Annotated in this window: 16 protein-coding genes; 8 read left to right on the forward strand and 8 right to left on the reverse strand. The window is 72.2% G+C overall.

The window, feature by feature from the left end:
- Nucleotides 1-3: 3 nt before the first annotated feature.
- Nucleotides 4-477, reverse strand: a complete 474-nt coding sequence (aroQ, locus tag AB0K80_RS09480; RefSeq protein WP_365667544.1) for a type II 3-dehydroquinate dehydratase — start codon at nucleotides 475-477, stop codon at nucleotides 4-6.
- 104 nt (nucleotides 478-581) lie between these two features.
- Between aroQ and AB0K80_RS09485 the strand changes: the two genes are divergently transcribed.
- Together AB0K80_RS09485 and AB0K80_RS09490 are read left to right on the forward strand one after the other, a co-directional pair.
- Nucleotides 582-1628, forward strand: a complete 1047-nt coding sequence (locus tag AB0K80_RS09485) for a S66 peptidase family protein (RefSeq protein ID WP_365667546.1) — start codon at nucleotides 582-584, stop codon at nucleotides 1626-1628.
- 84 nt (nucleotides 1629-1712) lie between these two features.
- Nucleotides 1713-2984, forward strand: coding sequence for an MFS transporter (locus AB0K80_RS09490; RefSeq protein ID WP_365667922.1), 1272 nt, complete (start codon nucleotides 1713-1715; stop codon nucleotides 2982-2984).
- 215 nt (nucleotides 2985-3199) lie between these two features.
- Here the strand turns inward: AB0K80_RS09490 and AB0K80_RS09495 are convergent, their stop codons facing one another.
- From AB0K80_RS09495 to AB0K80_RS09515, 5 genes are all read right to left on the reverse strand, one after another.
- Nucleotides 3200-4189, reverse strand: a complete 990-nt coding sequence (locus AB0K80_RS09495) for a TerC/Alx family metal homeostasis membrane protein (protein ID WP_365667548.1) — start codon at nucleotides 4187-4189, stop codon at nucleotides 3200-3202.
- A gap of 286 nt (nucleotides 4190-4475) precedes the next feature.
- Nucleotides 4476-6503 (reverse strand): TerD family protein, encoded by a 2028-nt coding sequence (locus AB0K80_RS09500; RefSeq protein WP_365667549.1) that lies wholly within the window; start codon nucleotides 6501-6503, stop codon nucleotides 4476-4478.
- A 79-nt stretch (nucleotides 6504-6582) separates the two neighbouring features.
- The gene (locus tag AB0K80_RS09505) at nucleotides 6583-7161 is read right to left on the reverse strand and encodes a TerD family protein (RefSeq protein WP_365667550.1); all 579 of its coding nucleotides are present in this window, start codon (nucleotides 7159-7161) and stop codon (nucleotides 6583-6585) included.
- Between the two features lie 193 nt (nucleotides 7162-7354).
- Nucleotides 7355-9496 carry an excinuclease ABC subunit UvrB gene (gene uvrB, locus AB0K80_RS09510; RefSeq protein ID WP_365667552.1) on the reverse strand — a complete coding sequence of 714 codons (2142 nt, stop codon included), beginning with the start codon at nucleotides 9494-9496 and terminating at the stop codon, nucleotides 7355-7357.
- 40 nt (nucleotides 9497-9536) lie between these two features.
- On the reverse strand, nucleotides 9537-10400 hold the full coding sequence (locus AB0K80_RS09515; protein WP_365667554.1) for an MHYT domain-containing protein: 864 nt from the start codon (nucleotides 10398-10400) through the stop codon (nucleotides 9537-9539).
- Between the two features lie 286 nt (nucleotides 10401-10686).
- Here AB0K80_RS09515 and AB0K80_RS09520 point away from each other — a divergent pair, with 286 nt between their 5' ends.
- From AB0K80_RS09520 to AB0K80_RS09535, 4 genes are all read left to right on the forward strand, one after another.
- Nucleotides 10687-11559: a glycerophosphodiester phosphodiesterase family protein gene (locus tag AB0K80_RS09520; protein ID WP_365667556.1), complete on the forward strand. Its 873-nt coding sequence runs from the start codon at nucleotides 10687-10689 to the stop codon at nucleotides 11557-11559.
- 51 nt (nucleotides 11560-11610) lie between these two features.
- Nucleotides 11611-12165, forward strand: a complete 555-nt coding sequence (locus AB0K80_RS09525; protein WP_365667558.1) for a methylated-DNA--[protein]-cysteine S-methyltransferase — start codon at nucleotides 11611-11613, stop codon at nucleotides 12163-12165.
- 160 nt (nucleotides 12166-12325) lie between these two features.
- Nucleotides 12326-13231, forward strand: a complete 906-nt coding sequence (locus AB0K80_RS09530; RefSeq protein WP_365667924.1) for a pseudouridine-5'-phosphate glycosidase — start codon at nucleotides 12326-12328, stop codon at nucleotides 13229-13231.
- Nucleotides 13228-14160 (forward strand): PfkB family carbohydrate kinase, encoded by a 933-nt coding sequence (locus AB0K80_RS09535; RefSeq protein ID WP_365667560.1) that lies wholly within the window; start codon nucleotides 13228-13230, stop codon nucleotides 14158-14160. Before AB0K80_RS09530 ends, AB0K80_RS09535 begins: the two co-directional genes overlap by 4 nt.
- 27 nt (nucleotides 14161-14187) lie before the next feature.
- On the opposite strand, the gene AB0K80_RS09540 is transcribed toward AB0K80_RS09535, so the two are convergent.
- Nucleotides 14188-14985, reverse strand: coding sequence for a methyltransferase domain-containing protein (locus AB0K80_RS09540; protein ID WP_365667561.1), 798 nt, complete (start codon nucleotides 14983-14985; stop codon nucleotides 14188-14190).
- A gap of 384 nt (nucleotides 14986-15369) precedes the next feature.
- Here AB0K80_RS09540 and AB0K80_RS09545 point away from each other — a divergent pair, with 384 nt between their 5' ends.
- Nucleotides 15370-16497, forward strand: a complete 1128-nt coding sequence (locus AB0K80_RS09545; RefSeq protein ID WP_365667562.1) for a magnesium and cobalt transport protein CorA — start codon at nucleotides 15370-15372, stop codon at nucleotides 16495-16497.
- Nucleotides 16498-16543: 46 nt separating this feature from the next.
- Here the strand turns inward: AB0K80_RS09545 and AB0K80_RS09550 are convergent, their stop codons facing one another.
- Nucleotides 16544-17185: a uridine kinase gene (locus AB0K80_RS09550; RefSeq protein WP_365667564.1), complete on the reverse strand. Its 642-nt coding sequence runs from the start codon at nucleotides 17183-17185 to the stop codon at nucleotides 16544-16546.
- Between the two features lie 95 nt (nucleotides 17186-17280).
- On the opposite strand from AB0K80_RS09550, the gene AB0K80_RS09555 reads away from it, so the two are divergent.
- Complete coding sequence (locus AB0K80_RS09555) at nucleotides 17281-17976, forward strand: DUF2293 domain-containing protein (RefSeq protein WP_365667566.1); 696 nt, start codon at nucleotides 17281-17283, stop codon at nucleotides 17974-17976.
- Nucleotides 17977-18076: the final 100 nt, after the last annotated feature.

Consider the following 18076-nt stretch of genomic DNA (forward strand, 5'->3'; position numbering starts at 1 on the left):
GACTCAGGCCGCGGCGTGGCCTGCCCCGGCCAGCGCCGCGATCCGTTCCACCCCGAACACGTACCCCTGCACCCCGCACCCCGCGATGACTCCGTCGGCGCGCAGCGAGACGTAGGAGTGGTGCCGGAACGACTCGCGCCGGTGGATGTTGGAGATGTGGACCTCCACCACTGGAAGCCCGTCGCAGGTGTTGAGGGCATCCAGGATCGCCACGGAGGTGTGCGAGTAGGCGCCCGGGTTGATGACGATTCCGCAGTGGTTCAGCCGTGCCTCCTGGATCCAGTCCACGAGTTGACCCTCGTGGTTGGACTGGCGGAAGTCGACCGTGCCGCCGTGCGCGGCCGCCGCCTCGGCGCACATCGCCTCGACGTCGGCGAGGGTGTCCTTGCCGTAGATCTCCGGCTGGCGCTGTCCGAGCAGGTTCAGGTTGGGGCCGTTGAGGATCATGATCGGGGCGTGGGCCAGGGTGCGGGGCACGGTTCCTCCGGTCCGTTCTGGGGTCGGGCGGTCCGCCGGGGACCACTGCTCAGACCCGGTTTATCACGGTGCGCCGACACCGCGGCGGGCCGTAGCCTCACGCCATGACGCCCCCCTCGTACCCGCCCAAGCCCGTGCCCGGCGACCGTGTCGCCGTCGTCTCGCCCTCCGCCGGCCTGCCGGGGCTCTTCCCGCGCCCCTACGAGCTCGGGCTGAAGCGGCTGCGCGAGGAGTTCGGGCTGGAGCCTGTCGAGTATCCGGCGACCCGGAAGATGGGTGCGACGCCCCGGGAACGGGCCGACGACCTGCACGCCGCCTTCGCCGACCCGGGCATCAAGGCGGTCATGGCCTCGATCGGCGGCGACGACCAGATCACCGTCCTGCCGCTGCTGGACCGGGAGCTGATCCGGGCCAACCCCAAGCCGTTCTTCGGGATGAGCGACAACACCAACCTGCTCGCGTTCCTGCGGGCGAGCGGCATGGTCGCCTACCACGGAGCGACCGTGATGTGCGAACTCGGCCGGCCCGGAGCGATGCACCCGCAGACCGCCGAGTCCCTCCGGGCGGCCCTGTTCACCTCGGGCCCGTACGAGCTGCGGCCCGCCGAGCGGTGGCGTGACGTCGACCGCGACTGGGCGGACCCGGCGACGTTCGACGCGGAACCGGAGACCCGGCCCGGCACCGGCTGGACCTGGCACCACGCCGACCGGGTGGTGGAGGGCCGCAGCTGGGGCGGCTGCCTGGAGATCGTCGGCTGGCTGCTGATGGCCGACCGCGAGGTCGCGCACGACCTGTCGGAGTACGACGGCGGTGTGCTGCTCCTGGAGACCTCCGAGGGCATGCCGAGCGCCCGTGAGGTCTTCTGCACGATGCGCGCCATGGGCGAGCGCGGACTGCTGCAGCGGTTCGCCGCGCTGCTGGTGGGCCGTCCGAAGACCTGGTCCTTCGAACGTCCCCACAGCCCCGAGGAGGGCGCCCGGTACGCGGCCGAGCAGCGGGAGGCGGTGCTGCGCGCGATGCGGATGTATGCCCCCGACACCACGATCGTCTTCGACGTGGACTTCGGCCACACCGATCCCCAGCTGGTGATCCCCTACGGCGGTGTCGTCCGCGTCGACGGACCCGCCCGGCGCATCACCGTCACGTACTGAGGCGGCTGCGCGCCCCCGTAACCCGCGATCACGGTGGGTAGTTGACGCAGCATGCACGACGTACGCACCGTAAGAGCCCCCTCCATGCTGCGGCTCGCGGCCGCCTCGCTCGCCGGAACGGCCATCGAGTTCTACGACTTCTTCGTCTACGGCACGGCGGCGGCGCTGGTCCTGGGCCCGCTGTTCTTCCCGGCGTTCTCGCCGGTGGCGGGGACGCTGGCCGCGTTCGCGACGTTCGGGGTGGGCTTCGTCGCGCGGCCCCTGGGGTCGGTGCTGTTCGGGCACATCGGGGACCGGCGGGGGCGACGGCCCGTCCTCGTCGCCTCCCTGCTGCTGACCGGCGCCTCGACGGTCGCGGTCGGCTGTGTGCCGACGTACGACGCGATCGGGGTGGCCGCGCCCGTCCTGCTGCTGGTCCTGCGCTTCCTGCAGGGGCTGGGGCTCGGCGGGGAGTGGGGCGGGGCCGTGCTGCTGACCACCGAGCACGCGCCCGCCGGGCGACGCGGGCTGTGGTCGAGCTTTCCGCAGGTCGGGCCCGCGCTGGGGTTTCTGCTCGCCAACGGGGTGGTGCTGGGGCTGTCGGCCGGACTGTCCGAGGCGCAGTTCACGCAGTGGGGGTGGCGGGTGCCCTTCTGGGCGGCGGGCATCCTGGCCGTGGCCGGGCTGTGGCTGCGGTCGTCGCTCGCCGAGAGCCCCCGGTTCCTCGAGATCGACGACCACGCGCGCGTGCCGCTCGCCGAGGTGGTTCGCGGCCACTGGCGGCTCCTCCTGCTGGCCGGCGGGGCGCTCACGGTGGGGTACGCGATCTTCTACGCCGTGACGACCTGGTCCCTCGCGTACGCGACGGAACGGCTCGGCGTGAGCCGCGGCGTCATGCTGACCTGCATCATGGCCGCGGTCGTGGTGAAGGGCGCGCTCACGCCGGTGGCGGCCCTGTTCGGCGACCGGTACGGCCGGCGGCCCCTGTGCCTCGTCGGCTGCGCGGCGGCCGCCCTGTGGATGTTCCCGATGGTCGCGCTGCTGGCGACCGGCGCACCGCTGCCGATGTTCCTCGGGTTCCTCGGCGCGATGGTCGCGTTCATCACCATGTTCGCGGTGATCGCCGCGTATCTGCCGGAGCTGTACCCGCCCCGGGTGCGCTGCACGGGTGCCGCTGTCGGCTACAACCTCGGCGGTGTGCTCGGGGGCGCGCTGACCCCGATCGCGGCGACGGCGCTCGCGGAGCAGGGCGGCCGGGTGCCCTGGGGCGTGGGCGCGTACCTCACCGGGACCGCGCTGCTCAGCCTGGGGTGCTTCGCGCTGCTGCCGGAGACCCGGCCGGTGCCGGTTGCGGCGGCGGAGCCGGCGTCCGGCTGAGGCCCCAGCCGGCTTCAGGGGTTGATCGTCGGCACCGCTCGTGGCCCGGGGAGCCCGTCCACCTGGCTGGCCGCGGCGAGCGCGTCGAGCGGGCCCCCTCCGCCCGGCCAGGGCTTCCCAGGAGGGGGGACGCGCTCGGCACCGAGCACCGGGAGCGGTGACCGGCCATGCGCCGCTCACCGCTCCCGGGGTGGTCGCTCTCGCGTCCGGTGGAATCAGACGTCGACGCTGTCCTTCGCGGCGCCTGCACCACGCTCGGCCGCCGCCTGCTTCCTGGAAGCCCGCAGGCTGGTGATCGTCGTGACGATCAGGACCGAGCAGATCACGCCGAGCGAGACCGGGATGCTGATCTCGGGGACGTGGACACCCGACTCGTGCAGCGCGTGCAGCACGAGCTTCACGCCGATGAAGCCCAGGATGATCGACAGGCCGTAGGAGAGGTGGACCAGCTTCTTCAGCAGGCCGCCGATGAGGAAGTACAGCTGCCGCAGCCCCATCAGGGCGAACGCGTTCGCGGTGAACACGATGTACGGGTCCTGCGTCAGGCCGAAGATCGCGGGGATCGAGTCGAGCGCGAACAGGACGTCGGTGGTGCCGATCGCGAGCATCACGACCAGCATGGGCGTCATGACCCGCTTGCCGTTCTGCTGGATCCACAGCTTGGTGCCGTGGTAGCGGTCGGCGACACCGAACCTGCGCTCGGCGGCCTTGAGCAGCTTGTTCTCCTCGTACTCCTCGTCCTGCTCCTCGGACCGGGCCTCCTGGATGAGCTTCCAGGCGGTCCAGATCAGGAAGGCGCCGAAGAGGTAGAACACCCACGAGAAGCTGGCGATGATCGCGGCGCCCGCGGCGATGAATATCGCGCGCAGGACCAGGGCGACCAGGACACCGACCAGCAGCACCCGCTGCTGGTACTGGGACGGCACCGCGAACTTCGCCATGATCAGGACGAAGACGAACAGGTTGTCGACGCTCAGCGACTTCTCGGTGATGTAACCGGCGAAGAACTCACCGGCGGGCCGGCCACCGCCGAACACCAGCAGCCCGATCCCGAAGAGCACGGCCAGCACGACCCAGACGACCGTCCAGATGCCGGCTTCCTTGATCGACACGTCATGCGGCTTGCGGCCGATGAAGAAGTCGACGGTGATCAGGGCGATGAGGCCCACTACGGTCAGGACCCACAGGGTCATCGAAACATCCACTGCGCCTCCGGCAGTCGTCCCACGGCATGGTCAGTCAGCGACTTCGCTGCCGGAGGTCTCTTCCACCCCGGGCTTCCCCCGCGCGGAGCGCGTGGACAACCCACGGGCCGACGCCCCGGGACCTGGCCAGATCCGTATTGACGGGAACGCCGCACAGACAGGGAGTACTCCCCTCCGTACGGAAAACAGTACCCCAATCACCAAGGACAGGTAAAGAGCTTGGCAAAGGAAGGATCAAATTACCTGGTCAGACGGCTTTACACGGTCTTGGTGAAGGGTCGGGCGGTCAGCGGTTCCAGGCCCGGCGGGCCGCGGCGACCTGGCTGAGAACCTGCTGGAGGATCTGGCTGCCGGGCGGCACGAGCGACGGCTCGTACGTCCACGCGTGTCCCACCCACGGGTCGGCGAGGTGGTCGTCGGGCACCGGCGTCAGGCGCAGCAGCGAACGCCACAGCGGGTCGAGCAGCGGACCGTAGCCCGAGGACTCCTCGCGGTCGGCGACCATCATCAGGTGCACCCCGACGTCCGGGCCCTCGTCCGCGAGGTAGCGCAGCTGGTTGACGGCACGGTCGTCGAAGCCGTGCGGGAAGTCGTTGACGATCAGCAGCTGATGTGAGGTGTCGAAGCCGGGGGGCAGCGCGTCGGCCGCACCGCCGCGCAGCGCCATCTGGACCAGGTCGACGCGCTGGGTGAGCCGGCCCAGCACATCGGCCACCCCGGCCGCACCGAGCGCCGGCGGGGCGGCGAGCACACCCGTCTGCACCAGCGGCACCAGAGGAAGCGCCCCGGACCCGGCCGGGTCGATGACGTGGACGGTGAACTCGCCCGCGGGGTAGACGGCGAGCAGCCGTGCCGCGTGCGCGACCGCCGCCTCCATGGCCAGGCGCCGCAGCTCGTCGGAGTCGGTGAACGAGCCGTCGAGCGATCCGGCCCGTCCGCTGTCGATCCACAGGCCGCGCTCCAGCGGCAGCCTCACCAGCATGGGTATGCGGACCTGAGCGGCCTCGGGCAGGTGGAGGTCGCCCAGCCGCAGGGCCATGGGCATCTCCATCGGCACCCGGTAGCCGTGCCAGACGGGGTTGTCCCAGCCCGCGTAGGCAGGCGGCAGCGCCGGCTCGACGACCTCGGCCTCCGCGGCGAGCTGGGCGAGGTCGCGGTCGAGGGCCTCCCGGGCCTGCGCGACGAGCTGGGCGTGCTTGGCGCGGGCCGCCTCACGCGCGGCGTCGCCCTGTCCGCCGATCCTGCTGCGCGGGTCGGACAGGACCTGTTCGAGCTCCTTGTCCATGCGGGACTCGGCGAAGTCCACGGCGCTGCGGTAGGCGGCGGTGGTGCGGGCCAGGTCCTCGAACATGCCCCACACCTGGTTGTAGAGCCGTTCGTCCATGGACCAGCCGGTCGCGTCGCCCGCGACGGGCCGGGCGGGCTGCCCGGGCGGGGCCGGCGGCGCGGTCGGCGGGGGCGGGGGCGGCGCGGCGTTCTGACGGCGCGGGTGGCTGTAGTCGATCGGACCGCCGGAGGTGGGCGCGGACGGCTGGGTGACCGACGAGGGGTCAGCGGCACCTGCGGGGTAGGGCGGCTGCGGGGCGGGCTGTGCCGGACCGCCGGGTGCCTGACCGCTGTAGGAGCCCTGCGGCGCATAGGGCGGGACGGGAGCGCCCTGGGGTGCGGTGCCGCCCTGGTCCGGGGCGCCCAGCGCCGGGGTGGCCGTCTGCCGGGTGCGGTCGCCCTCCGGTGTGCGGGGCGGGGCCGTCTGCACCGAGCGGGCCAGGCCTCGGGCCACCGCCTCGCCGATGCCGGCCGCGAGCTGCTGCGCCTCGCGCAGCCCTTGGTCGGCGAGGAGTTCGGCGAGACCGCCGGCGTAGCCCTGGCCGACGGCGCGCACCTTCCAGGCGCCCTGCCGGCGGTAGAGCTCCAGGGCGACGACGGCCGACTCGGCGTCCAGGCCGGTGAGGGTGAAGCTGGCGAGCTCGGTGCCGTCCAGCCCGGTGACGGCGACGAACGGGGCGGCCACCGCGCCGAAGCGCACCGGGCCGCTCCCGGCGGGCAGGGCGAGCAGCACGTTGACGCGGTGCACGGCCTCCGCCATCGCGTCCAGGTCGACCGCGAGGCGATGGTCGGCGGCCGCCTGCCGGGACACCTCGAGGCCCGGCAGGGTGGGGGTGCCCGGGTGGGCCACCCACTCGACGCCGGAGATCCTGCCGTCGGCGTCGCTGAGCGTGGCCGCGGCCACGACCGGCGTGCCGGCCGAGACCCGTATCTCGAGACGGGTCTGGGAGAGCGGGTGGTTCTGCCCCCGCACCAGCTCGGCCGTCATCGCCTTCTCCCCCTGTGTCGCTGTTGATCTGTCGTGTGCGTTGCGCCGGCCCCGCCCGTGCCGGTGTGTCCCTGCCCTCTCAGAGGAGCGGCAGGATGGCCGGCATCAGGTCCTGGAAGGTGCGGCCGTTGGCCGGCGTACCGAGGGCCGTCATCGTCCAGGCCGGGCCCGAGCGGTGCACCTTCGCCATGATCTGAGCCGTGTACTGGCCGCCGCCGGCCAGGGTGTAGCGGGCCAGCTCCTGGCCGTTGGTCTCGTCGACCAGACGGCAGAACGCGTTCTGCACCTCCTGGAACGTCTGGCCCGTGAAGGAGTTCACGGTGAAGACGATCTGGTCGATGTGGACCGGCACGCGCGCGAGGTCGACCAGGATCGCCTCGTCGTCGCCGCCCTGGCCGACACCGCCGACGAGGTTGTCGCCGGTGTGCCGCACCGAGCCGTCGTCGCTCACCAGGTGGCGGAAGAACACGACGTCGACCGGCTGCTTGTCCGCGAACAGGACGGCGGAGGCGTCCAGGTCGATCTCCCGTGTACGCGACCCGAACAGGCCGCGCCGGGGGGCCGCCTGCCAGCCGAGACCCATGCGCACCGCGGTCAGGCTGCCGCCGTCGTTCTTCTGAAGACTGATGGCCTGACCCTTGGTCATGTTGACGGTCACGCGCTGATTCCCCTCTCGAACGTCCCCTGTTGCCGCGAGACCCGCGGTTGACGAGAACCCTACGCAGGGGCACTGACAGTGCCGTACCCAGGTCGGCACTTTGTGTCGGTCTTGCAACACTGCGCGTACGAGGTGGGGCGCGCGGGGCGGGCGGGGTGCCGGTGCGGTCCGCACCGGCCCCCCGGCCCGGCCGTCACGACAGGCCCGCCTCCTGCATCTGGCGCAGTTCCTTCTTCATCTCGGAGACCTCGTCGCGCAGCCGGGCCGCGATCTCGAACTGCAGGTCCGCGGCGGCGGCCCGCATACGGGCGGTCAGCTCCTCGATCTGCTCGGCGAGTTCGGCCGCAGGCCGGTCGGTCGGGACCGTCCCGGCGGCCTTGCCCTTGGCGGCCTTGGTGCTCTTCGCGGCCTTGCCGCCGAGGGAGGGCACCGGGGCCTTGGTGCCGCCGCCGTCCTTCCTGGCCTTGCGGTAGCCCGAGCCGAGCAGCTGCTCGGTGTCGATGTCCTCGCGGGCGATCTGCGCGACGATGTCGTTGATCTTCTTGCGCAGCGGCTGGGGGTCGATGCCCCGTTCCTTGTTGTACGCGATCTGCTTGTCCCGGCGGCGGTTGGTCTCCTCGATGGCCTTCTCCATCGCCGGGGTGATCTTGTCGGCGTACATGTGGACCTGGCCGGAGACGTTGCGCGCCGCGCGGCCGATGGTCTGGATCAGGGACGTGCCGGAGCGCAGGAAGCCCTCCTTGTCGGCGTCGAGGATCGCCACCAGGGACACCTCGGGCAGGTCGAGGCCCTCCCGGAGGAGGTTGATGCCGACCAGCACGTCGAACTCGCCGGAGCGCAGCTCGCGCAGCAGCTCGACGCGGCGCAGGGTGTCGACGTCGCTGTGCAGGTAGCGCACCTGGATGCCGAGTTCCAGGAAGTAGTCGGTGAGGTCCTCGGCCATCTTCTTGGTGAGCGTGGTGACCAGGACGCGCTCGTCCTTCTCCACGCGCGTGCGGATCTCGTGCACCAGGTCGTCGATCTGGCCCTCGGTGGGCTTGACGACGACCTCCGGGTCGACGAGGCCGGTCGGGCGGATGATCTGCTCCACCACTCCGTCCGAGCGGGACAGCTCGTAGGGGCCGGGGGTCGCCGACAGGTAGACGGTCTGCCCGATGCGCTCCTGGAACTCCTCCCACTTCAGCGGGCGGTTGTCGAGGGCGGAGGGCAGCCGGAAGCCGTGCTCGACGAGGGTGCGCTTGCGGGAGGCGTCGCCCTCGTACATGGCGCCGATCTGCGGCACGGTGACGTGCGACTCGTCGATGACCAGCAGGAAGTCGTCCGGGAAGTAGTCGAGCAGGGTGTTGGGCGGGGAGCCGGGCTCGCGCTGGTCGAAGTGCATCGAGTAGTTCTCCACGCCGGAGCAGGTGCCGATCTGGCGGAGCATCTCGATGTCGTACGTGGTGCGCATGCGCAGACGCTGGGCCTCCAGAAGCTTGCCCTGCCTCTCCAGCTCGGCGAGCCGCGCCTCCAGCTCCTTCTCGATGCCGTTGATCGCGCGCTCCATGCGCTCGGGGCCGGCGATGTAGTGGGAGGCCGGGAAGACGTACAGCTGCTGGTCGTCGCTGAGGATCTCGCCGGTGAGCGGGTGCAGCGTGGAGAGCGCCTCGATCTCGTCGCCGAACATCTCGATGCGGACGGCGAGCTCCTCGTAGACCGGGAAGATCTCGATGGTATCGCCGCGCACCCGGAAGGTGCCGCGGGTGAACGCCATGTCGTTGCGCGTGTACTGGATGTCCACGAAGCGGCGCAGCAGCTCGTCCCGGTCGATCTCGTCGCCGACCCGCAGGGTGACCATGCGGTCCACGTACTCCTGCGGCGTGCCCAGGCCGTAGATGCAGGAGACCGAGGCGACCACGACGACGTCGCGGCGGGTGAGCAGCGAGTTCGTCGCGGAGTGGCGCAGGCGCTCGACCTCCTCGTTGATCGAGGAGTCCTTCTCGATGTAGGTGTCCGACTGCGGGACGTACGCCTCGGGCTGGTAGTAGTCGTAGTACGAGACGAAGTACTCGACGGCGTTGTTCGGCAGCAGCTCGCGGAACTCGTTGGCCAGCTGGGCGGCCAGTGTCTTGTTCGGTGCCATCACCAGGGTGGGGCGCTGGAGCTTCTCGATCATCCACGCGGTGGTGGCGGACTTGCCGGTGCCGGTCGCGCCGAGCAGGACGACGTCCTTCTCGCCTGCCCGGATGCGCCGGGCGAGCTCTTCGATGGCCTGCGGCTGGTCGCCGCTGGGCCGGTAGGGGCTGACGACCTCGAAGGGCGCCACCGTGCGTTCGATGTGGGAAACGGGCCGCATGCCATCCACCGTACGACCCGCCACTGACAACCGGCTCGGGTCAGCGGTTCTGCGGGGTGCGGGGGCGGTGTCCCGCCGGGCGGGGGCGGACCTGGAGGCGGTGCGCGGAGTCGTGGTGTCCGGCCGGGTGGGCGGGGACGCCCGGCTTGTGCTCGGCGGGCAGCACGGCGGGCCTGCCCATGACCGCCATCGGGTCGCGCAGCACCACGACTCCGGCGAGGAGCAGGAAGGCGAGCGGGCCGACCAGCATGGGCGCGAGCAGGGCCGCGGGCGAGTCTCCCGAGGCGGGCTCACCCGTGCCGTGCAGGTGGACGCTGAGGGCGGCCATGCCCGTGTAGTGCATGCCGCTGACGGCGAGTCCCATGACGAGGCTGGCGCCGACGCTCCACAGGAAGCCCCTGACCTGTCCGGCCGCCCACAGCGCGGCGGTGGCGGCGACCATGGCGATGACGACGGACGCGGCGACGGTGGCGGTGTTGTACTCGAGATTCCCGTCCAGGCGCATGCCGGCCATGCCCAGGTAGTGCATCGAGGCGATGCCCAGGCCGGTGATGGTTCCCCCGGTGAACAGGGCCGTGCCGCGCGTGCCCCGGTAGCCGACGATGAAGATCCCGATGCCCACCATGACGATGGCCACCGCCAGGCTCGCGAAGGTCATCGCCATGTCGTAGTGGACGGGCGTCTCCTTGACGGTGAAGCCCATCATCGCGACGAAGTGCATGGTCCATATGCCGGACCCGATGGCGGCCGAGCCGAGGGCGAGCCAGCCGGCCCGCCAGGACTGCGTCACGAGCATCGCCCTGGTGGTGCAGCGCAGGCCCAGGGCACCACCGAGGCAGGCCATCAGATAGGCCACCAGCGGTGTGACCAGGCCGTAGCTGAATCCGTCGACCGTGCCCTGCATGCGCGGCTGCCCTTTCCGCCCTGTGCGTCCCCTGCATACCTGATGTCCGCCCACTCCCGGGCCCGCGTGCGCGGCCAGGGTTGACGCAGAGAGTATGACTCCCCCGGAATGGTCGAACGATGTCCCGGCAAAGAAACACGGCCTTGCCGCAGTTGTGGGCCATCGGTGACCGGAGTTGGACGCCTCCGTTCCATCTGTGTCCATCCTGTACCCCCCTCCCGTTGACTCGGTGCTGTCACAGTTGAACTCACTGTGACTGCCCGATTGCTCAACGTGAGGATTACGCATGTACGCGCGCGCTGTCGCCGCCTCCACCACCGCGCTCCTGGGAACCGCCGCCCTCCTGTTCCCCGCCTCCCCCGCCCGGGCCGTCGACGGCGGCACGCGGCCGCTGGTCATCGCGCACCGGGGCGCCTCCGCCCACGCACCCGAGAACACCCTCGCCGCCGTCGACAAGGCCGCCGCGCTGCGCATCGGCTGGGTGGAGAACGACGTCCAGCGCACCAAGGACGGCCATCTGGTCGTCCTCCACGACGACAGCCTGCGGCGTACCACCGACGTCGAGGAGGTGTTCCCCGACCGGGCGCCGTGGAAGGTCAAGGACTTCACCGCCGCCGAGATCGCCCGTCTGGACGCGGGAAGCTGGTTCGGCCCGGCGTACGCGGGCACGCGCGTGCCGACGCTGGAGCAGTTCGTGCACCGGGTCGAGCTGCACCACCAGAAGCTCCTGCTGGAGATCAAGAACCCGGAGCTCTACCCCGGCATCGAGCGGCAGACGCTGAAGGTCCTCAGCAACGAGGGGTGGCTCGACCGGCGGCACCTGGCGCGCCGTCTGATCGTGCAGAGCTTCAGCGCGGACAGCATCCGCACCGTCCACCAGCTCAAGCCGGGCGTCAAGACCGCTCTGCTCGGGACACCCCCGGTGACGGACCTGCCCGCGTACGCGGCCTTCACGGACCAGATCAATCCCTCGTACGGGTCCTTGTCCCTCCCCTACGTCGCCGCGGTCCAGGCGTTCACGGGGCCGCACGGCAGGCCGATGAAGGTCTTCACCTGGACCGTCGACGACGCGGCCACCGCCCAGCGGGTCGCCGGCTACGGCGTGGACGGCATCATCAGCAACCGGCCGGACGTGGTGCGCGGCGCGGTGCACCGCTGACCGTCCCACCGCCGCGGGGCGTTGTCAGTGGCGGGTCGTACGGTGGGGCGCATGGACAGCCCTGGGCAGAACGAGCAGCAGGTCGTGTGGACCGTGGTCGGCACCGGCATCGGTCCGCTGCTGCTGGCCGCGACCCGCGACGGCCTGGTCAACGTCGTCTTCCACGCGACGGACGCGGTGCGCGACAAGGCGCTCGGCAGGCTCGCGTCCCGGCTCGGCGCCGAGCCCGTCGAGGCGCCCGGCTCTCCACTGCTGGCCGAGGCGATGCGCCAGGTGCGGGCCTACTTCGCCGGACAGCGGCGTGACTTCGAGCTGCCGCTGGACTGGTCGCTGATCTCGGGTTTCCACCGTCAGGTGCTGCGCGAGCTGGCGTCGGGTGTGCCGTACGGAACGGTGGTGGGCTACGGCGATCTGGCCGGGCGGGTCGGGCAGCCGGGCGCGGCGCAGGCCGTGGGGGTGGCGATGGGGTCCAATCCGCTGCCGGTGGTGGTGCCCTGCCACCGGGTCGTCGAGAGCGGCGGGGGCATCGGCGGGTTCGGGGGCGGTCTGGAGACCAAACGGAAGCTGCTGGCCCTCGAGGGGGTGCTGCCCGAGCCGCTGTTCTGACGGCTCGGGCGGTCCGCCGGGCCGGGCAGCCGTCCCGCCGCGGGCGTGCCGTCCGTCCTGTACTCCAGGCCGGTGCGTCCGCGACGGCCCGCGCGGGTTTGATCCGGGGCGCTGCCCGCCAGAGATCAGGGGAGACCGACTGACAGGAGGCAGGCCCGTGGTGCTGGTGGTGTCCGACGAGGTGCGCGAGGCGATGGACACGGGTCGCGCCGTGGTGGCCCTGGAGTCGACGATCATCGCGCACGGGCTGCCGCGGCCGCGCAACCTCCACGTGGCCCTGGAGCTGGAGGCGGCCGTGCGGCGGGAGGGCGCGGTGCCCGCGACGATCGCCGTGCTGGACGGGCGGCCCCATGTCGGCCTGGACAAGGAGCAGCTGGAGCGGGTCGCGAACGAGGAAGGGATCCGCAAGCTGGGGCACCGCGATCTGCCGCTCGCGGTGGCTGCCCGGGCGAGCGGGGCGACCACGGTGTCGGCGACCGCTGCGCTGGCGTCGCTGGCGGGCGTGCGTGTGTTCGCGACCGGAGGGCTCGGCGGGGTGCACCGGGAGTGGACGGTGACACAGGACGAGTCGGCCGACCTGGGTCTGCTGGCGCGGACGCGGATCACCGTGGTGTGCGCGGGAGTGAAGTCGATCCTGGACGTGCCGGCCACGCTTCAGCGGCTGGAGACCCTGGGGGTCGCGGTGGCCGGGTACGGCACGGACCGCTTCCCCGGCTTCTACCTGTCGGACTCGGGCCATCCGGTGGACTGGACACTGTCCACGCCGGAGCAGGTCGCGGCCGTCATGCGGGCGCAGGACGCGCTCGGCGGGCCGGAGTCGGCGCTGATCGTCGCCAACCCGGTCCCCGGGGAGGAACAGCTGGATCCGGAGCTGCACGCGCGTGTGCTGGCCGACGCGCTGGAGGCGTGCGAGGCGGAGGGGATCACCGGTCAGGCGGTCACGCCGTTCCTGCTCGACTACCTGGTGCGCCACACCGACGGCGCCTCGCTGAGCGCCAACCTGGCGGCGGTGCGCGGCAATGTGCGCCTGGCGGCGCGGATCGCGACGGCGTGGACCCGGGAATGACCGTGACGGCGCCGCGGGAGGGGCGGACAGGTGGTGCCCTGCTGGTCGTCGGCGACGTGGTCACGGACGTCGTGGCACGCCATCGGGGGCCGCTCGCCGCCGGTACGGACACGGCGGCCGTCATCCGGACGCTGCCGGGCGGCGCGGGTGCCAATGTGGCCTGCTGGGCGGCGCATCAGGGTGCGGCGGAGGTGCGACTGCTCGGCCGGGTGGGCAGGGACGCCGCCGCCTGGCACGAGCGGGAGCTGGCCTCCTGCGGGGTGCGTGCCCGTCTCGTCGTCGACGAGCGGGCCCCGACCGGGACGGTGGTCTGCCTCGTCGACGAGGGTGCCGCGGCGGAGCGGACGTTCCTCACCGACAGCGGCGCCTCGCTGCTCCTGGACCCCGGCGACTGGTCGGACGCGCTGCTCGACTCGGTCGCCCGGCTGCATCTGTCGGGCTACCTGCTGTTCTCCGCCCCGAGCCGGGCCCTGGTGGCGGTGGCCCTGCGGGCGGCACACGCGCGTGGCGTCCCCGTGAGCCTCGATCCGGCCTCGGCCGGCTTCCTGGTGGAGCTCGGCATCGAGCGTTTTCTGACGCTGATCGACGGCGTGGACGTGCTGCTGCCCAGCCGTGACGAGGCGTGCCTGCTGACGGGGCTGACCGATCCGGCGGACGCGGCGGCCGAACTGAGCCGGCACATTCCCCTCGTGGTCGCCAAGCAGGGCGCGGACGGCGCGCTGGTGGCCCGGTCCGGCGCGATACGGGCCCGCGTGCCCGCCGTACCGGCGGTGCCCCGGGACACCACGGGCGCCGGTGACGCGTTCACGGGCGCGTTCCTGGCCGCCCTGCTCGCCGGTGCCGGCCCCGAGGAGGCGGCGGCGCGGGGCTGCGCGGCGGGGGCGCTGGCGGTGGAGCGGGTGGGCGGCCGGCCGCCCGCGTGTGGCTGACGGCGCGTCGACTCGGCCATGCCCCGCCTACGGCTTGCGCCCCCACGCGGAGATCAGAGGTGGCGCCGCCAGGTCCATGGCGCCGGAGGCGATGTTCGCCAGGTGGTCGTCGATGTCCTGGTCGCCGGCGAGGCCCGCGGCGACGAGCGGGCCGCGGAACCGGCGGATCGTCGCGGCCTCCAGGGCCGCGCAGGCGGGCGAGGCGATCGGGAAGCGGGCATCGGCCTGGACGCGGCTCAGCCCCGCCTCCCGCAGCAGACGAGGGAGCCGGCGGCCCTGGGCGAGGCCGGCCCCGCGGTCGGCGAGCAGCCGGCGCACGGCGTGCCGCAGCCGGTTCGCGAGCCGCTGCTCGGGCCCGTACTCGTCCGGGCAGAGCAGGGGCTGCAGTTCGGGGTCCGTGTCCTCCACGAGCAGGCGCCCGCCGGGGCGCAGCGCCCTGGCCATCGTCCGCAACGCGCGTCCCAGGTCGGGCGTGTGGACGGGGACGAGCCGGGCGTGCACCAGGTCGAAGCCCTCCCCCGGCGGCTCCTGCGTGCCGAGGTCGTGGACGCGGGTCTCGACCGGCGGACGGGCGGCCGGTGCGACCCGCGAGATGTCGCTGGCGGTCGCGACGACCCGTCCGGTGGGGCCGACCTTCCTGGCCAGCCAGGACACCACCGAACTGTCGCCGCCTGCACCGACCTCCCAGCAGCGCCAGCCCGGTCCGACACCGAGCGCTTCGAGATGCCGGAACGTCGTCGGATCGAAGAGGGCGGCGAAGGCGTCGCAGCCTTCCGCCGTGCCGGTGTGCCGCTCGTCGAGGAGATACTCGTCGGTTCGCATCATGATCCGATCATCCTGGTTGTCCGGCTTGTCCGCGATGATCGACGCTCCGATGCGGCGAACCGTGCGGCGGCGGCGCGCGTCCATTCCTGCGCGGCCACTTCTGTGCGGCCACGGCTGGACGGCCACGGCTGCGCGGCCACATTCGTGCGGCCACGGCTGCGCGGCCACGTCGTGCGTCGACCTCTGCGCGCCACAATCCGCGCGCCGAAGTCTGCGCGCGAGGTCCGCGCATCGAAGTCCGTGCGACGGCGTCGTGGCCGCGGATTAGTCGTCCACAGGCGGGAACCAAGCGGAATCCGCCGTTTCCACAGGCTTACCCGCAGCTCACGCAGGCCTGGCAGACTGGCGCGCCAAGGCGCACCGGCACGGCGCGAGGAGATCCACATGTCCATGGCAGGGAATCTGCGGAAGGTCACGAGCCTGGGTGGGGTCGGCGGCCTCCGCAAGGTGGCTCGACTGGCCCGGCGGCGTCCGCGCGTCGACCTGAGTCACCCGGCCCGGTCCCCGCTGGGCTCCTCGGTCGTGAACTGCGTGACCTACCGGGAGGGTGTCCGCACGGCCGCGCGCGGCGACCTGGTGCACGCGGTGGAGCGGGTACGCAAGAGCGGTGAGGGCTTCGTCTGGCTCGGCCTGCACGAGCCGACCGACCAGGAGTTCGCGGGCATCGCCGACCTCTTCGACCTGCACCCGCTGGCGGTCGAGGACGCCGTCGAGGCCCACCAGCGCCCCAAGCTGGAGCGGTACGGCGAGACGCTCTTCGCGGTGTTCAAAACGGTCTGCTATGTCGAGCACGAGGAACTCACGGCCACCAGCGAGGTGGTGAACACCGGCGAGATCATGGTGTTCGTCGGCCAGGACTTCGTCATCACGGTGCGGCACGGCCGGCACGGCTCGCTGGGTCCGCTGCGCGAGGAGCTGGAGTCCGACCCCGAGCAGCTCGCCAAGGGCCCGGCCGCGGTGCTGCACGCGGTCGCGGACCACGTGGTCGACGACTATCTGAACGTCATCGAGGCCGTGCACGCCGACATCGACCAGGTCGAGACGGACGTGTTCGCCCAGGACGGCGCTGGGGCCGACCCGGGCCGTATCTACCAGCTCAAGCGCGAACTGCTCGAACTGAAGCGGGCGGTGGTGCCGCTCAGCCGCCCGCTGGAGGAGCTCGCCACCCGGCCGATCCGGGTGGTCGCGCCGGAGATACAGGCCTACTTCCGTGACGTCTCCGACCACCTGCTGCGCGCCAAGGAGCAGATCGCCGCCTTCGACGAACTGCTCAACTCCATCCTCCAGGCACACCTCGCGCAGGTCACGGTCGCGCAGAACGAGGACATGCGGAAGATCACGGCCTGGGCGGCCATCGTCGCCGTGCCGACGATGGTCTGCGGGGTGTACGGCATGAACTTCGATCACATGCCGGAACTGCACTGGCGGTACGGCTACGGCATGGTCATCGGCGTCATATCCGTCGCCTGCCTGGTGCTGTACCGGGGCTTCCGGCGCAACGGCTGGCTCTGACGCGCGCCTGCTGACGGGGTTCCCCCAGGGCTCCTCGGCGGCCGGGTCAGGCGGGCAGGCCGCTCCACGCCGGATGGCGGGGGTCGTCGGCCCGCACCAGGACGTCGGCCGTGCCGGCCGGGTCGGTCTCGTGCTCGTACCGCTCGAAGGCGGGAAGCGTCCAGTGCTCTGCCTCGGGGGTGCGGCGGCGCAGGGCGCCCGGTGAGAGGAGGACGTGGACGCTCAGGTCGAAGGGGAACCAGTGGCGCAGGAGGAAGGGGCCGTGGAGGAGCAGCAGGCCACCGGGCGGGAGCCGCACGTAGGGGCTGCGGGTGGCGCGGTCGGTGACCGGGTCCCAAAGGTCGGGCAGGACGCGTCCGTCGCCGCCGGGTTCCAGCGGGCCGAAGACCTCGCGCCACAGGGCACCGGTGTCGTACCAGCCGCTGTAGTAGGACTCGACGTCCCGGCGGCCGTGCTCCAGGCGGAGCGAGGCGGGACGCAGGAAGCCCTGCGCCCCGACGACGAGGCAGGAGCGGCCGTGGACGCGCAGCGCTTCGCCGACGCGTTCGGCGAGGTCTGCGGGGCGGGCGGCCGGAGCACCGTCGAAGGCGACACGCGGCCAGGGACTGCCGTCGGCGGGCTCCACATCGAGCAGGCGCTCGGCGAGCTGCTCGCCGAGCCGGTCCCAGGTGATCGCTTCCAGTCGCACACGGCCCATGATGCGTCAGGGAGCGAGCAGAATGCGTCCCCCGCCCACAGGGGTGAGGCGGTGCGCCGCCCCCCGGCAAGGGGAAGAAACCCCGTATGGGCCCCCGCGCAACTCCCCTGCCCCACCCCGGACTTCTCGTCTTCCAGCCCGTCAGGAGGCGGCACTGCGCCGTGTGCCACCGCGGGCCGCTGCCGCTGCTCGTCATGGAGGACGGCGCCCCGCGCTGCCTGGACTGCGCCGACCTCGGGCACCTGGTGTTCCTGCCGCGCGGCGACACGGCCCTGACGCGCCGGGCACGGGAGGAGAGCGGGCTGTCGGCGGTGGTCGTGCGGTTCGACCGGCGCGCAAGCCGGTACGAGCGGCAGGGCGTGCTGGTCGAGGAGGCGGCGCTCGCCCGCGCCGAGCAGCGGTGCCTCGCGGACGCCGACGCCCGGCGACGGCGCCGGGCACGTGACGCGCGGCGGCGGGCGGCGCAGGACGCGCGGTTCGCGGAGGCGTTCGCGGCGGAGATACGGCGGCTGTTCCCCGGGTGTCCCGCCGGGCGCGCGCGGGACATCGCCGGGCACGCCTCGGTGCGGGGCAGCGGACGGGTGGGCCGCAGCGCTGCGGGCCGGGCACTGACGGAGGGCGCGGTGACCTCGGCGGTCGTGGCGTCCGTACGGCATCTGGACACGCCCTACGACCGGCTGCTGATGAGCGGCGTACCCCGGCACGAGGCGCGCCGGCGGATCACGGCGGCCGTGGAGGCGGTGCTGAGGGGGTGGCGGACAGCACCGGACCGGTGCGCCTGAGGGCCGGGACCCTCGTGGCCTTCGTGCCGTGGCCAGAAGAAGCGCCAGGCAGGTCATGGCAAACCCGCGGGAAAGCGCTGTCCCAGGCTCTGCACAAGGG

It is taken from the genome of Streptomyces sp. NPDC052682, from assembly GCF_040678435.1.
Taxonomy (GTDB): Bacteria; Actinomycetota; Actinomycetes; order Streptomycetales; family Streptomycetaceae; genus Streptomyces.

Excerpts from the sequence above, each read along its gene's own strand:
- AB0K80_RS09485 (WP_365667546.1), top strand. The coding sequence starts at position 582 with ATGACGCCCCCCTCGTACCCGCCCAAGCCCGTGCCCGGCGACCGTGTC.
- AB0K80_RS09490 (WP_365667922.1), top strand. The coding sequence starts at position 1,713 with ATGCTGCGGCTCGCGGCCGCCTCGCTCGCCGGAACGGCCATCGAGTTC.
- AB0K80_RS09500 (WP_365667549.1), bottom strand. The coding sequence starts at position 6,503 with ATGACGGCCGAGCTGGTGCGGGGGCAGAACCACCCGCTCTCCCAGACC.
- uvrB (WP_365667552.1), bottom strand. The coding sequence starts at position 9,496 with ATGCGGCCCGTTTCCCACATCGAACGCACGGTGGCGCCCTTCGAGGTC.
- AB0K80_RS09515 (WP_365667554.1), bottom strand. The coding sequence starts at position 10,400 with ATGCAGGGCACGGTCGACGGATTCAGCTACGGCCTGGTCACACCGCTG.
- AB0K80_RS09520 (WP_365667556.1), top strand. The coding sequence starts at position 10,687 with ATGTACGCGCGCGCTGTCGCCGCCTCCACCACCGCGCTCCTGGGAACC.
- AB0K80_RS09525 (WP_365667558.1), top strand. The coding sequence starts at position 11,611 with ATGGACAGCCCTGGGCAGAACGAGCAGCAGGTCGTGTGGACCGTGGTC.
- AB0K80_RS09535 (WP_365667560.1), top strand. The coding sequence starts at position 13,228 with ATGACCGTGACGGCGCCGCGGGAGGGGCGGACAGGTGGTGCCCTGCTG.
- AB0K80_RS09540 (WP_365667561.1), bottom strand. The coding sequence starts at position 14,985 with ATGATGCGAACCGACGAGTATCTCCTCGACGAGCGGCACACCGGCACG.
- AB0K80_RS09545 (WP_365667562.1), top strand. The coding sequence starts at position 15,370 with ATGTCCATGGCAGGGAATCTGCGGAAGGTCACGAGCCTGGGTGGGGTC.
- AB0K80_RS09555 (WP_365667566.1), top strand. The coding sequence starts at position 17,281 with ATGGGCCCCCGCGCAACTCCCCTGCCCCACCCCGGACTTCTCGTCTTC.